This is a genomic window from Nocardia iowensis, assembly GCF_019222765.1.
GTDB lineage: Bacteria > Actinomycetota > Actinomycetes > Mycobacteriales > Mycobacteriaceae > Nocardia > Nocardia iowensis.
This window is the reverse complement of the sequence record NZ_CP078145.1, coordinates 8,489,414-8,503,462: the sequence shown is the minus strand read 5'-3', so window position 1 is coordinate 8,503,462 and position 14,049 is coordinate 8,489,414. Positions and strand designations below refer to the sequence as shown.

Here is a 14,049-nt window from a genome sequence, read left to right as displayed (position 1 = left end):
GATGTCCCTTGGCTATCAGACGTATCAGTGGTGCTCGGCTGCCCATGTGGCGGACAGCCGATGCACCGGTTCGAAGCGTGGCGGTGTCGCGAGCTAGGGCGTGCTGGTGGGCGGGTCGCAGACCTTCCAGCCGTTGTCCGTGCGCTGGAGGTCGAAGGTGCGCGCGGAGCGTTTGCTCGGATCGGCCTCGGTATACACGGTGGCCTGGGCGATCGCGGTGTCGTCGGTGATCCGGATGGCATCGACGCCGTCCACTACCGGAATGTTCCTGCGGTCCATCGACAACTGGTGCACGCCGGCGAACTGATCCGCCGGAATGCCCTGATAGAAGTCGTGCAGCGGACCGCAGGTGGTGCCGCGCAGCGCGGTCAGGTCACCGGACTGCAGCGCCTGGGTGTAGTCGGTGATGGCGGCACGGACCTTGGCCTCCGGCGAATTGTTCTTCGAGTTGGCGACCAACGCGACCGTCACCCCGATCAGCACGACCACCAGTACCGCGGCACCGGCCAGGGCGAGCAGCCACTTCTTGGAACGACCTGCTCCGCTCGCCGCGGGTCCGGCGGCCGGTGCCTGCGCGGGCGTAATGCGCTGTGGCTGCGCGATCGGCCGCGGCTGGGGCGGCCGCGGGCCGCCGAGCGTCTGCGCGGGCAGGGTCGGCTGCACATCCGCCGGGGAGGGCGCCGAGGCCATCTGGCGCGGCATGGGCGGACGCGGCGGCGCGGGACGGGTCTCCTCGACCGGTGCGGGCCCGCTCTGCGGCGGGGCCGAAGGGCCTTGCTGGCCAGGCTGTTTGGGTCCGGGAGCGGGGCGCGGCGTGCTCGGCGGCTTGGTGATCGGCACCCGCCCGGCACCCGGCACGACCCGGTCGGTCCCGGCGGGCTTGGGCGCATCGGCGGGTCGCTGGATCGGCAGCGCCACGGTTTGCGCATCGTCCGGCTTGATCACCGGCATCGCCACGGTGACGTCCTCGGAGCCCGGTGGCGGCTGGCGATCGGCGTCCGGCGCGGTCCCGGGAGCCTTCGTCTGCATTTTGACCGTGTCGGCTTCGGGGCCGGTGTTCTCGACCGGCGGTGCGGGCTGCTGTACCCGCATCACCGTGGTGGGCGCGTCACCGTCCACGTCCGCGTCTGTCGGCGGTGTTGGCTTTTCGGACGGTGTCGACACGCCCGGCGCGCTCTTGGCGGTTGCCGCGGCTCCGGGCTGGTGCCGATCGCCTCGTTTGATCGCCTCTGTCGCCGCCTCGGACGCCGCTTGGCCACTGGGAATCGCACCTTCGGCGGCACGCTTCGCCCGAGTGTCGTCGGTCGACGCGTCGGTTTCGGCTTTGGATCCCCCAGTTGGAGCGGCCGCCCCATCCCGGGCAATGTCGGCGGCCGCACCACCGGGAGCGGGCCTACTTTGTTGGGCTGCTGCGGTTTTCGAGCCCGGCTCGACCCGGGATATCCCGGAGTCGGCTGCGCCGGAACGCGATTCGGTGGCCGCGCCGGACCGACCCTCGGTCGGTGCCGGTGCGCTGACCTGGGGGATTGCCCTGGGGTCGGCCGAATCGGGCTGCTGGCCTGTCGCGCGCTCGGCGGCTGTGGGCCGATCAGCAGGCGAGTCGGCTGACACCGAGGGAGACGCCGTACCGGGAGCCGAATTCGCCGGTGTCGCGGTTGCGGACGTAGCGGCTGGCGTCCGACCGGAGGGCGAGTCGGTGGCTGCCGAGGGAGGCGTCGTGTCGGGCGTCTGGCCGGTCGGGGTCGTGGCCCCCGCCGCGGAAGGTGTTGCCACTGCGGCGTTGTCAGGTGTTGCGCCGGAGTCGGGTGCGGTGGAGTCCGGCTGCTGCGAAGCAGATGCGCGTGCGGCGCCCGCAGGAACCGCGTCGCTCGCAGTGCTCTTGGTCGACGCTGTATCGGAAATTGGCGCAGAGTTCTCGGCGCGCGACGCGGCCGAGTCCGTGTGCTGCGAACCGGCGGATGCGGCGGGCGCCGAGGAGGAACTGGCCGGAGTCGCATCGCTCGCGGTGCCGGCCGTCGACGCAGCGGGGTTGTCGCGCGTCGTGCCCGAGTCCTCAGCATTTGATGCGGTCGAGTCCGGGGCAGCCGAAGAGCCGGGTGCGGCGGAGGGTCGGTTCGGCGACGCGTCCGGTGCGGTCGAGCCCGAGTTCGCCGAGGTGCCCGGCGCGGTCGAGTCCGGGTTCGCCGAGGTCGAGTCTGGGTTCGCCGAAGCACGCGGCGGGGTTGAGTCCGGGTTCGCCGAGGTACCCGGCGCGGTAGAGCCAGGTTTTGCCGAACTGTCGGCAGCGGCGGCGGACGGGGACGACGAGTTCGGCGCAGTGCCTGCGCCACCGGACGCGTTCGAGCCCGGCGCTGGGATGGGGCGGGTGGGGGCAGCGGCCAGCGGTTCATCCGGACGGGCACCGCCGCCCGCGACCGTGGTGCGTTCCGTGGTGGCGTCGGGGCGTGCGGTCGCTCCGGCCGGGGTTGCCGGGTCGGCGCTCTCCCGTGCCGGGTTCTTGTCGTCGTTCGGGTCGGACACGCACTACCCCTCGCTCAGGCGGAACATGGAACTCGACGGCCAGCTTAACGGGACCAGTGGGACCAAGCCTGTCTTCAGACCGCGCACGGCGGGAGCGAATGCGGAGGTACGCATCACTGGCAAATCCGCCACCGGTGCAACAATGAACCGCATGACCTCGTTCGGTGATCTGCTCGGCCCGCAACCGGTACTCCTCCCCGAAATCTCCGACGCCGAAGAGGCGTTGCTCGACAAGACCGATCCGGTCCGTGTCGCGGCCGACCATCCGGCGGCCTCGATCGCGTGGGCGTATCTGGCCGAGGCCGCGCTGACCCGGGGCGAAGCCAACGATGAACCGATCAACCACGACATCGTCGCCGCGTACGCGTTCGCCCGCACCGGCTACCACCGTGGCCTCGACCTGCTGCGCCGCAATGGGTGGAAGGGCTTCGGGCCGGTGCCGTGGAGCCACGAACCCAACCGCGGTTTTCTGCGCAGTGTGGGCGCGCTGGCCCGCGCGGCGAAGGTGATCGGCGAGACCGAAGAGTACGCGCGCTGTCTGGATCTGCTGGAGGACTGCGATCCGAGGGCCGCAGCCGAGCTCGGCCTCGACTGAGTCGTAGGGATGCAGGATCGCGAAGCGATTCGATGGTGGGTGGCGGTCGGGTGACAGGTGGGCTTGCTCTGAAGCCCCGCGTGGGAGTTGCCCGGGCGAGCACCATGGATCGGCTGCGCGCCTCGTGGGCGCGGCTGCGCCTGTCCGCGCTGCCGATCATCCAGTGCGCGGTCGGCGCGGCACTGGCCTGGTTCATCGCGCGCGAGATCGTCGGGCACCCGCAGCCGTTCTTCGCACCGACCGCCGCCGTGGTGTCCATCGGCATCTCGTTCGGCGCCCGGCTGCGGCGTTCGGTGGAGTTGGTCGTCGGCGTCGCGGTCGGCATCGGCATCGGTGACCTGTTCATCACCCGCGCGGGCACCGGCGTCTGGCAGATCGCGCTGGTGGTCGCCGTCGCCATGGCCGCGGCGGTGTTCCTCGACGGCGGGTCGATCATCACCATGCAGGCGGCCGGTTCCGCCGTGCTCGTCGCGACGCTGCTGCCGCCCTCGGTGGGCGGCGGCTTCTCCCGGATGATCGACGCACTGGTCGGCGGTCTGGTGGGAGTGGTTGTGGTGGCGTCGATTCCGCTGCACCCGGTGCGCCGCGCCCGGGAGCAGGCCGCGGAAATCCTTGCGGTGATGAGCAAGTCGCTCACCGAATGCGCCGACGGCTTGCTCGAGCAGAACCCGGACAAGGTGCGGACGGCGCTCACCGCGGTGCGCGCGACGCAACCGCAGCTCGACACGTTGCGTGCGACGCTGGAGGGCGGCAAGGAGATCAGCCGGATCTCCCCGCTGTACTGGAATTCTCGCGCCCGCCTCGAACGCATCAAGGCCACCGCCGACCCGCTCGACAACGCGGTCCGCAATACCAGGGTGCTGCTGCGCCGCTCGCTCACCCTGGTCCAGGACGACGAAATTCTCGACCCGCGCCTGATCGATGAGGTCGAAAAGCTCGGCCAGGCAATCGATGTGGTGCGCCGGATGATGCTGGCCGATCCGGGCGAGCAGCCGGATCAGGCCGAGGCCGCGCGGGTGCTGCGCACGGTGGCCAAGGAGGCGCGGCCCGAACTCGTCGAGGGCGCAGGGCTTTCGGCGCATGTCGTGTTCGCCCAGGTGCGGTCGATCGTGGTCGACCTGATGCAGGTGTGTGGCATGAAACGCATCTCCGCGATCGCCCTGCTCCCGCCCACGGTGCCCAAGCCCTTCGTGACCCCCGAAGAATGATCCGACTACTCAGCGAAGTGCCCGGCACTTCTTTCGACTGCGTGTGCGCGGCCGCCGCCTGCGGCCGACCGGAATGATCTTCGGGTAGTCCGCTACTCGTGTTCCGGCAGGCCCGACGCCATAACTTGAGCAAGTGACCGCGATTGAACGAGGGGTGTCGCGGTCGATCACTTCGCAGCCACAGCGACTGCCCCACCGGCCATGTGGTGTGGTGGCCGGGCGGGTAGGGGCAGGTTTCGCGCTGCGGAGGGCGGAGCCGCCCGGCCGGGATGGCCGGGCGGCTCAGCCGCCACTCGCCTACTTGCTGAGCGGGAACATCCTGGCCTGGCCGGGACGCAGCGTGAACCGCCGTCGCTCGAAGTCCCAGAACCGGTAGATCGGCCACTGCACGGTGTGCGTCAGCCAGGCGCCGACGATGACGGCGCGGTGAAACGGCAGCACCTGATATCCCTGGCCGGTGATGGTGCGCAGGCCGCCAAGCTGGAATTGCCACCAGCGGCGGGGATCGGTCCTTCGCCGCCGGGCCGACGTCTGGACCCGCATGTTCTTCAGTTGATCGATGCGCAGCCCGCGTTTGGTCAGGCACAGTGCCAGATCGAGGTCGTCGATCACGTCCGGCCGGGTGACGGTGTCGTCGCGGACGTCGAGCCATGCCGTTCGGCGGATGGCCATGTTCGGGCCGTGCATGTTGCCGACCTGGCCGCCGAGTTGGCCGCGCCGATCCTGAAGGTAGTAACCGAATTTCAGGAAGAAGCCGACCGGCGAGTCGTAGTAGGTGGTGATGCCGGTGACCGCGGCGACCTCGGGGTGTTCGGTGAAGTGCCGCCGGATGGTGGCACCCCAGTCGGGGTCGACCAGGGTGTCGGCGTCGGTCCGGCCGATGAGATCGCCACGCGCCTTGTCGAATCCGGTATTGCGGGCCCGCGCGACGCCGCGCTGTGGTTCCTCGACCAGCTCGATTTTCGGATGCTCGAGCGCGTAGTCGCTGACGATTTCCCGGGTGCCGTCCTGGCTACCGTTGTCGACCACGAGGATTTCATCGATGGTGTCCTGGGCGACGAGGCGGTCCAGGGTTTGCGCGATGCAAGACGCTTCGTTCAGCACGGGGATGACGACGGACAGCACCGTCGCCGCGTCGGGATTGCTCATTCTGTTGTACTGCTCCAAATTCTCGGCCGGGCACGAGAAATCGACAGAAAGGTCTGTTCTCTGCCCGAACAGACACGCGTCAGCGCGTGGCGTGGGTGTGGATCGAGGGGGAACCCACCCGCCGGCGCGGGCGTGAGTTCAGCACACGATCGGTGTGCACGCCGACCGTGATTGCCACCGACGTCGGGTGTCGGTAGCGGCAATGATCATTGGAGTCGACCCTAGTTGCCACGGTCCGAACGCAGAATCCCCAATGCTTGGGGGCAGCAAGTGTATTGGCCGAGCCGGTGGGGGCGCGGCCGTGTTGGTCAGTCGCCGGTCGGGGCGATCCGAGGCGGGGCCGGACGCAGCGTGAACCGCCGTCGATCGAAATCCCAGAAGCGGTAGATCGGCCACTGCACGGTGTGCGTCAGCCAGGCGCCGACAATGACGGCGCGGTGAAACGGCAGCACCTGGTATCCCTGTTCGGTGATGGTGCGCAAGCCTGTCAGCTGGAAACGCCACCAGTCGCGTGGGTTGGTCCTGCGCCGCCGGGCCGAGGTCTGCGCCCGCATATTCTTCAGCTGGTCGATGCGCAGCCCGCGCTTGGTCAGGCACAACGCCAGGTCGAGATCCTCGGCGACGTCCGCTCTGGTGGTGGCGTCCTCGCGGACCGCCAGCCACGCGGACCGGCGAATGGCCATGTTCGGGCCGTGCATGTTGCCGACCGGACCGCCGAGCTTGCCGCGCCGATCCTGAAGGTAGTAGCCGAATTTCAAGAAGAAGCCGACCGGCGAATCGTGATAGGTGGTAATTCCGGTGACGGCGGCGGTGTCGGGATGCTCGGTCAGATGATCGCGGATGACCTCGCCCCAGTCCGGCTCGACCAGGGTGTCGGCATCGGTCCTGGCGAGGAGATCGCCTTGGGCCTTGTCGAATCCGGTCTTCCGTGCGGCCGGGATACCGCGGGTCGATTCCTCGACGAGGGCGACCTTCGGATGGGCGAGCGAATAATCGCTCACGACGCGGCGGGTGTCGTCCTCGCTGCCGTTGTCTACCACGATGATCTCGTCGATCGCGTCCTGGACGACCAGGCGGTCCAGGGTGCGCTCGATGCGAGTCGCTTCGTTCAGTGCGGGGATCACGACGGAGAGCACCGTCGCAGAAGATGTGTTGGTCATGCTGGTGTGGCTCCAACTTGTGCTGAGGTGCAGCGAAAGTGCCGACCGGTAGGCCGGTTTCCGCTGATGCGGGCGCGCGTGGGCGCGGTGTGTGATGGTAGTTGGCCGTCGACGGTGACGCTGGGTACGAAGATGGCAGGCTTGCCACTATCGGGGTGTGCACCAATCGATCTGTGGAGCTACCGATCTCGGGCGTTGACTACCCGATTCCCGCGGAAGTGATCATCGAATTCTGCTCTAAGTCCAGAACCTGGTCAGGTAGCTGCCGTAGCGCGACCAATCGGCCGCGACGCCGGACAGTTCGAACAGCGAGTACACCGCGTCGAAGAAGGCCTGATTGATGGCTGGAGTGAACAGCAGCGCGAACAGGATCAGCATGCCGAACGGCTTGAACTGATCGAGCGAACGCCGAGTCTGGTAACTGAGCGACGGTTCGAGAATCCCGTAGCCGTCGAGTCCCGGCAGCGGGATCAGGTTCAGCAGCGTCGCGGTGATCTGCAGGAAGGCAAGGAAGCTCAGCCCGAACCAGAACGCGGGATGCGAACTCGCACTGCCGAACAGCCGCACGATCAGCAACAGCAGCACCGCGCAGACCGCGTTCACCGCCGGTCCCGCGCCGCTGATGATCCGCTGGGTGCGCGGCGAGAAGTTGTGCGAGTGCACGTATACCGCGCCGCCGGGCAGGCCGATGCCGCCCAGTGCGATGAACACCATCGGCAGCACGATCGACAACAGTGGATGGCTGTACTTCAACGGATTCAGCGTGAGATACCCGCGCAGTTCGACCTCGTGGTCACCGGCCCGCCACGCCGTGAACGCGTGCGCGAATTCGTGCAGGCACAGCGTGATGATCCAGCCGAACACCACCAGCACGAACACGCCGATCTTGGCGCGGGTGGAATCCACTTCGGCATCCCAGGCCAGCACGCCGCCGACGATCGTGATGATGACGACGAGCAGGAAGATCGGACTCGGTCGTATCGCGCGCGAGCGCCGCTCGGTGGGGAACTGGGCGGTCATCGGACCAGCAACCACGGCTCGTGATGCCGATAGAAACTCGATCGCGGCACCGTCCGTTCGGTGTGGATACCGTCCCGGGTCACCTCCGCGCCCGGCGTGCCGAGCTGGGCGGCGCGTCCTTCGAGCCAGCGGCGCTTGCGCATGCCCTTCTGCACGGTGGCCCGCACGCCGGGCTGATGCAGCATCGGCGAAACGAGCATGGCGGTGACCTTGCCGGAGAACAATTGAACGTCGTCCACGTAGGCCTCGCCCTCCAGCTTCTCCGCACCGGCCCCGGTGATCTTGGCGCGGCCGATCAGCACCTGGCCGGTGTCGTCGCGGATCAGCGGTACCTCGGTGGCGCGGCCGTCGATGGCCCGTTTGGCGGCGGCATTGCCGGTCCCCGTCTGATAGGCGCGGGAGCCGTAGGTCTTCTCGACCGGCACGTAGCCGATCTCCACGTGCAGCCGTTCGGTGCGCATCAGGTGGGTCAGCACGGCGGCGAGCGCGGCGTCGTCACCGAGCACGATGAGTCTGGGCAGGCTGTCGGCCGCCAGTACCGGAAGTAGTTCATCGATCTCGGCGGTGTCGGGAATGGCGGCCGTCGAACTGCTCGGCAGCGCCGCGAGGGCGATAGGTACCGGTGCGCCGTCGCAACGGAGAACATGGGTACTCAAACTGCCGTACACCCTCCTCGGTTCGAGCCGACACGAGTCGGACCCTTCGCCAGTTCCGCCGAACCCTGCCCGGTTCCGACGGCTGCAACCATAGCCCTGCCCGGCCATGGCCACATGGTTGTCGAGCCCCGCGGGGTGAGCGTCAAGCCCGGAGGCGGCAGCGCAGCATAACCACGGAGGGCTCGCGAACGCCGCCAATCAGACTACGACGAGATCCGGTCCGACGCCGCCGCCGACGCGTCGACTAGACTGTGCTCCCGGCCACCGCCTCGATACGGCAGGTAGCTGCAACACTGGTGTTTACTCGCCCCGCCGGCTCCGCCGGCTGCCATCTCCCGGGTGTTGCACGTCGAACCGTAGGAGATACGACCATGCCGGCAATCGTCCTGATCGGCGCCCAGTGGGGCGACGAGGGTAAGGGCAAAGCAACCGATCTACTCGGTGGCCGGGTGCAATGGGTGGTCCGATACCAAGGTGGCAACAACGCGGGCCACACCGTGGTGCTGCCCAACGGCGACAATTTCGCGCTGCACCTCATCCCCTCCGGCATTCTCACTCCCGGCGTGACGAACGTCATCGGCAACGGCGTCGTCATCGATCCCGGTGTGCTGCTCGACGAGCTGGCCGGCTTGGAGGAGCGCGGGGTGGACACCTCGGGGCTGCTGCTTTCCGCCGACGCGCACCTGATCATGCCGTACCACGTGGCCATCGATAAGGTCACCGAACGCTTCCTCGGCAACAACAAGATCGGCACCACCGGCCGCGGCATCGGCCCCTGCTACCAGGACAAGGTCGCCCGGGTCGGCGTGCGTGTCGCCGATGTGCTCGACGAGAAGATCCTCACCCAGAAGGTCGAGGCCGCGCTGGAGTTCAAGAACCAGGTGCTGGTGAAGATCTACAACCGCCGCGCGCTCGACCCGCAGCAGGTGGTCGACGAGGTGCTGGCGCAGGCGGAGGGCTTCAAGCACCGCATCGCCGACACCAGGCTGAAGCTGAACGTGGCCCTGGAGAACGGCGAGACCGTGTTGCTCGAGGGTTCACAGGGCACCTTGCTCGACGTGGACCACGGCACCTACCCGTACGTGACGTCGTCCAATCCGACCTCGGGTGGCGCGGCGGTCGGCGCGGGCGTCGGGCCGAACAAGATCAACACGGTGCTCGGCATCCTGAAGTGCTACACCACCCGGGTCGGCTCCGGTCCGTTCCCGACCGAGCTGTTCGACGAGTTCGGCACCTACCTGGCCAAGACCGGCGGCGAGGTCGGCGTCACCACCGGCCGGGCCCGGCGCTGCGGCTGGTTCGACGCGGTCATCGCCCGCTATGCGACCAGGGTCAACGGCATCACCGACTACTTCCTCACCAAGCTGGACGTGCTGTCCAGCCTGGAGACGGTGCCGATCTGCGTCGCCTACGACGTAGACGGCGAGCGGGTCGAGCAGATGCCGACCACGCAGACCGGATTCCATCACGCCAAGCCGATCTACGAAGAGATGCCGGGCTGGTGGGAGGACATCTCCGGGGCCCGCACCTTCGAGGAGCTGCCCGCCAACGCCCAGGCGTACGTGCTGCGGCTGGAGGAACTGTCCGGTGCCCGCATCTCCTGCATCGGCGTCGGGCCCGGTCGCGACCAGACCATCGTCCGGCACGACGTGCTGAGCTGACCGGCACGGTTGCACCCAGCGAAATGGCTTGGCGGCCTAGGCGAGTCTGTGGCGTGTCGACCCGATGGCGGGGCCGCGGGCCGCGCGCCAGGAACGGTGTACGCGGATCGCTTCGATCATGATCGGTGAAGAACTAGAGTAATAGTTATGGCTCGGAACTGGCCGATGATCGAGCGCGTGACCGAGTTCGAGGCGATCCGCGCGGCCCTCACCGGCACGGAACATGTCGGCGCGGTCCTCACCGGCGATGCCGGTGTCGGTAAAACAACGCTGGCCAGACAGGCTACGGCCGCCGTGGGCGGCAATATTCGCTGGGTCGCGGGCACCGAGTCGGCGCGCAGCATCCCGCTCGGGGTCTTCGCGCACATGGTCGGGGTCTATACGGCGCACGATCCGGTGACGTTCATGTCCGCGGCGCGCGAGGCGCTGCTCGCGGACGGGCACACCATCATCGGTGTCGACGACGCGCACCTGCTGGACCAGCTGTCGGCGACACTGCTGTTGCAGCTGGCCATCGACAAGGCGGCGCACATCGTGGCCACCGTGCGCAGCGGGGTACAGGTGCCCGACGCGGTGACCTCGCTGTGGAAAGACGGCCACCTGCTGCGGATCGACCTGAACCCGTTCACTCAGCGGCAGAGCGTCGACCTTGTCGAGTCGATGCTCGGCGGCCAGCTCGAGGGCTTCACCGCCAATCTGATGTGGGAGTCCTCCGGCGGAAACGCGCTGTTCCTACGGCATTTGGTCGAGGGAGCGCTGGAGGCGGGCTCGCTGCGTCAGGTGAACGGCGTCTGGCAGCTGCGCGGGCGGGCCGCGGTGACCTCGGAACTCGCCGCGCTGCTGGAAGATCGGGTCGAGCAGTTGCCCCAGGACGTGCTGCACGTGCTGGAGTTGCTCACCTTCTGCGAGCCGATCGACCTCGACGTGCTGTGCGAATTGGCCGGCGAGGAGGCGGTGGAGTCCGCCGAAACCCGTGGCGTGATCCGCGTTGTCGAGAATTCGCACCAGCTGATCGTGCGGTACAACCATCCGCTGTTCGGTGAGGTGATCCGGCGCAGGCTCGGCATCGCCTCGGCCCGGCGGTTGCGCGGCCGGTTGTACTCCTCGCTCAAGGAGCGGCCGATCAACTCCGCCGCCGACCGGATCCGACTGGCCGAATTGGCTTTGGACAGTGACAAATCCGCCGACCTCGAGTTGTTCGAGGCGGCCGCAGCGGACGCCATCGGGCTGGCGAATCTGCCGCTGGGTGAGCGCTTCGCCAGGGCAGCGGTGGAACGACGCGGTGGCCTGGAAGCCGCCGACCTGCTGGCCAGGGCGCTGCTGTGGCAGGGCCATCGGATCGAGGCCGAACGAACGCTGGCCACCTTCGACCCCGATCAGCTCACCGAGGTGCAACTGGCCCGCTGGGGCAGCACTCGGGTGGCGAACCTGTTGTGGGCCATGGGCGATGCCGATCATGCCGACGAGGTGCTGACGCTGGTCCGGAGCAAAGTCGAGCATCCCAAGATCGTGGCCATCCTGGACGGGCTCGCCTCCGCGACCGCGGTCAACGAGAATCGGATCGACGCCGCGATCACCGAGGCGGAGAAGGCGATGGCGGTGAAAGGCGCACCGCCGTGGGCGATCTGGTGGGCCTCCTTCGGCGGCGGACTCGCCTTGACGCTGATGGGGCGGGGGAATGCCGCCCTGGAGTACGCGGCGCGTGGGCATGAGGTGGAAAGCGAGATCGACGGACTCAACCGTTTCATGTCGACGCACGCCGAGGTGCTCGCGCTGGCCCTGACCGGTGATCTCGAAGAGGCCCGGCGTTGTGCCGCAGCCTATTTCGGATACTCCGCACCCGGCCAGTACCTGGCCTGGGGCATGTCGAAGATCTTGCAGGGCACCGTCGATGTGGCGCAGGGGCATTTCCCGGACGCCATCGAGAACCTGGAGCAGGCACTGGCCGCGCTGGCCGCCGAGGGCGCGGCCGCTTGGATGTTCCCGGCGAGAATCCGGCTGGCCGAGGCATATTCGGCGCTGGGGCGGCCCACCGAAGCGGCCGAGTCGATCGGTGAGGCGACCGCGCGTGGCGGCAGGCACAGCGCCGTCTACGAACCCCAGCTCGAAATCGCCCGCGCTTGGCACGCGGCCGCGGAAGGCACGGTCACCCCGGCCATTCGCCTCGCGATGAGCGCGGCCGACGCGGCCGCCCGGTCGAATCAGCATGCGATCGAGGCGATGGCGCTGCACGCCGCTGCCCGGTTCGGCGACCATTCCGCGGCGGGCAGGCTCGCCGACCTCGCGGCTCGGGTGGACGGCAGGCTCGTCCAGGTCCAAGCCAGGCACGCGGTCGCCCTGGCCGCCCACGACGGGCCCGGATTGGACGCCGCCGCAACCGAATTCGAGCGGATCGGCGCCCTGCTGTCGGCAGCCGACGCGGCCGCTCAAGCGGCTTCCGCGCACGAGCGCGCGGGTGACCGCCGCCGCCTGCTGGAATCGGCCGCCTCCGCCAATCGGCTCGCCGCGGCGTGCGGCGGGGCGAGCACGCCCGCGCTGCGGCAGGCCGCGCAACCGCTGCCGTTGACCGCCCGCGAACGGGAAATCGCCAATCTCGTTGCGGCGGGGCTGTCCAACCGGCAGATCGCCGACCGCCTCACTGTTTCGGTCCGGACCGTCGAGGGGCATCTCTATCGGGCCTGCATCAAGATGGATGTCACCGATCGCGAGTCGCTCGGCGCGCTCATGCGCGGCGAATCATCCTCGAGCTGAACCGAACCGGGTACCGGCGCACCGAGTGCGTGTGACCCGCTCCCGCGCCCTGATCACGGCCTCGACCGACTGGATAGTCACTTTTCAGCTAATGAATGAGTTGCCAGTATTCCGAGCAGAGTACGAAAGTATCCGCTGTAATTCGGACAAATCGTGAGCTACTGCTGCTGGCTGTTGACTATGGCGAAGCCCGCTCCCGACTTGACAGCATCCGATCAGCTACGGATAGGGTGCGAGCGCGCAGTACGCGGGGACGTGCTGGCTGACCCAACCTGATGGTGGTGCTTCGACGTGGCTCGTCGGTATCGAGAAGTGAACAATCCGGCGACCCGGCGCACCATGCGCCCGATCGTCGGCGCCCTCCCGCTGGCCATCGCGGTCGCCTGCGCGGGCGTGGCGGTCGCCGATCCCGGCACCCCCTCGCAGCCGGGCGTGACCACCCCGAGCGCGCCGACCGCTCCGGAGCGTTCGCCCAGTCAGCCCGGCGTCACCAGCCCGAACCAGCAGGGTGCCCTCGGTCCGAAGCCTGTCCCGGCCGACCCCGCCGACTCGCAGAGCCTCAACTACGCCCGCCCGGTGCCCGCGCCGGAACCGGCGCCCCCGATCCAACCCCAGCAATTGCATGCCCCGCAGCCGGTCGAGCCCGTCGCGCCGATCGCGCCGCCCCCGCGCACCCTCCGCATCGGTGACTTCACCGCGCCCGCCCCGGACGAGGTCCCCGACGACCTCCTCGACGGCGTCAACGGCACCGCCGCCGACGTCGAAGCCGCCATCGCCACCGGCGGCCGCTCCATCGGCATCAACCCCAGCCGCTCCGACAAGATCGCCGCGGCGACGGCGGCAGGCGCGGTCGGCGGCGCACTCGCCGGTGCCGCGATTGCGGGCATCCCGGCCGCCGTGGTCGGTGGGCTCGGTGGCGCCGCCATCGGTGCCGGTGTGGGCGCGGGCATCGGCTTCGCGGTCGGCGTCGGGGGTACCGCCGCCGCAGGTGCGATCGCGGCTGCCGCCGCGGGAATTCCGACCGCGGGCGCGGGCGCTCTTCCCGCGGTGGGCGCCGCCTTCGTCGCGGCCTGGCCGATCGCCGCCGCAAGCACCGGCGCGGGTGCCGCCATCGGTGCGGGCGTGGGTGCCGCGGCGGGTGCCGCGGTCCTCGGTCTCCCCGCCGCGGCGGTCGGTGGCGTCGCCGGTGGCATTCTCGGTGGCAGCGCGGGCGCGGGCTTCGGCGCCACGGCATAACTTCCGTCGTTGGTCCTCGCGTAACGGATGTCGTTGTGCGGAATCCAGATCGGCGGCCGTCGGAATGACGTCGGCGCGGTGGCGAGTGTCGCG

10 protein-coding genes are annotated in these 14,049 nt (G+C 68.8%); 5 read left to right on the top strand and 5 right to left on the bottom strand.

Annotation, left to right across the window (positions count from 1 at the left end):
- Nucleotides 1-93 precede the first annotated feature (93 nt).
- Nucleotides 94-1,164: an Rv0361 family membrane protein gene (locus KV110_RS39270; protein ID WP_246634238.1), complete on the bottom strand. Its 1,071-nt coding sequence runs from the start codon at nt 1,162-1,164 to the stop codon at nt 94-96.
- A 1,498-nt stretch (nt 1,165-2,662) separates the two neighbouring features.
- On the opposite strand from KV110_RS39270, the gene KV110_RS39265 reads away from it, so the two are divergent.
- Both KV110_RS39265 and KV110_RS39260 read left to right on the top strand, forming a co-directional pair.
- Nucleotides 2,663-3,115: a DUF3151 domain-containing protein gene (locus tag KV110_RS39265; protein ID WP_218479450.1), complete on the top strand. Its 453-nt coding sequence runs from the start codon at nt 2,663-2,665 to the stop codon at nt 3,113-3,115.
- A 104-nt stretch (nt 3,116-3,219) separates the two neighbouring features.
- Nucleotides 3,220-4,323 (top strand): FUSC family protein, encoded by a 1,104-nt coding sequence (locus KV110_RS39260; RefSeq protein WP_218479448.1) that lies wholly within the window; start codon nt 3,220-3,222, stop codon nt 4,321-4,323.
- 297 nt (nt 4,324-4,620) lie between these two features.
- Here the strand turns inward: KV110_RS39260 and KV110_RS39255 are convergent, their stop codons facing one another.
- From KV110_RS39255 to KV110_RS39240, 4 genes are all read right to left on the bottom strand, one after another.
- The gene (locus KV110_RS39255; protein ID WP_218472147.1) at nt 4,621-5,472 is read right to left on the bottom strand and encodes a glycosyltransferase family 2 protein; all 852 of its coding nucleotides are present in this window, start codon (nt 5,470-5,472) and stop codon (nt 4,621-4,623) included.
- Nucleotides 5,473-5,780: 308 nt separating this feature from the next.
- Nucleotides 5,781-6,632: a glycosyltransferase family 2 protein gene (locus KV110_RS39250; RefSeq protein WP_218472146.1), complete on the bottom strand. Its 852-nt coding sequence runs from the start codon at nt 6,630-6,632 to the stop codon at nt 5,781-5,783.
- Between the two features lie 237 nt (nt 6,633-6,869).
- Nucleotides 6,870-7,652, bottom strand: a complete 783-nt coding sequence (locus KV110_RS39245) for a site-2 protease family protein (protein ID WP_218472145.1) — start codon at nt 7,650-7,652, stop codon at nt 6,870-6,872.
- The gene (locus KV110_RS39240; RefSeq protein ID WP_246634237.1) at nt 7,649-8,308 is read right to left on the bottom strand and encodes a hypothetical protein; all 660 of its coding nucleotides are present in this window, start codon (nt 8,306-8,308) and stop codon (nt 7,649-7,651) included. Before KV110_RS39240 ends, KV110_RS39245 begins: the two co-directional genes overlap by 4 nt.
- Nucleotides 8,309-8,679: 371 nt before the next feature.
- Between KV110_RS39240 and KV110_RS39235 the strand changes: the two genes are divergently transcribed.
- The 3 genes from KV110_RS39235 to KV110_RS39225 all read left to right on the top strand — a co-directional run bounded on the left by KV110_RS39235 (nt 8,680) and on the right by KV110_RS39225 (nt 13,956).
- A complete protein-coding gene (locus KV110_RS39235) occupies nt 8,680-9,969 on the top strand; it encodes an adenylosuccinate synthase (protein WP_218472143.1) in 1,290 nt (429 codons plus the stop codon).
- Nucleotides 9,970-10,116: 147 nt separating this feature from the next.
- Nucleotides 10,117-12,720: a helix-turn-helix transcriptional regulator gene (locus KV110_RS39230; RefSeq protein WP_218472142.1), complete on the top strand. Its 2,604-nt coding sequence runs from the start codon at nt 10,117-10,119 to the stop codon at nt 12,718-12,720.
- A 291-nt stretch (nt 12,721-13,011) separates the two neighbouring features.
- Entirely contained in the window at nt 13,012-13,956 is a 945-nt protein-coding gene (locus KV110_RS39225; RefSeq protein WP_218472141.1) for a hypothetical protein, read from the top strand.
- Nucleotides 13,957-14,049 lie beyond the last annotated feature (93 nt).

Excerpts from the sequence above, each read along its gene's own strand:
- KV110_RS39265 (WP_218479450.1), top strand. The coding sequence starts at position 2,663 with ATGAACCGCATGACCTCGTTCGGTGATCTGCTCGGCCCGCAACCGGTA.
- KV110_RS39260 (WP_218479448.1), top strand. The coding sequence starts at position 3,220 with ATGGATCGGCTGCGCGCCTCGTGGGCGCGGCTGCGCCTGTCCGCGCTG.
- KV110_RS39255 (WP_218472147.1), bottom strand. The coding sequence starts at position 5,472 with ATGAGCAATCCCGACGCGGCGACGGTGCTGTCCGTCGTCATCCCCGTG.
- KV110_RS39250 (WP_218472146.1), bottom strand. The coding sequence starts at position 6,632 with ATGACCAACACATCTTCTGCGACGGTGCTCTCCGTCGTGATCCCCGCA.
- KV110_RS39245 (WP_218472145.1), bottom strand. The coding sequence starts at position 7,652 with ATGACCGCCCAGTTCCCCACCGAGCGGCGCTCGCGCGCGATACGACCG.
- KV110_RS39235 (WP_218472143.1), top strand. The coding sequence starts at position 8,680 with ATGCCGGCAATCGTCCTGATCGGCGCCCAGTGGGGCGACGAGGGTAAG.
- KV110_RS39230 (WP_218472142.1), top strand. The coding sequence starts at position 10,117 with ATGGCTCGGAACTGGCCGATGATCGAGCGCGTGACCGAGTTCGAGGCG.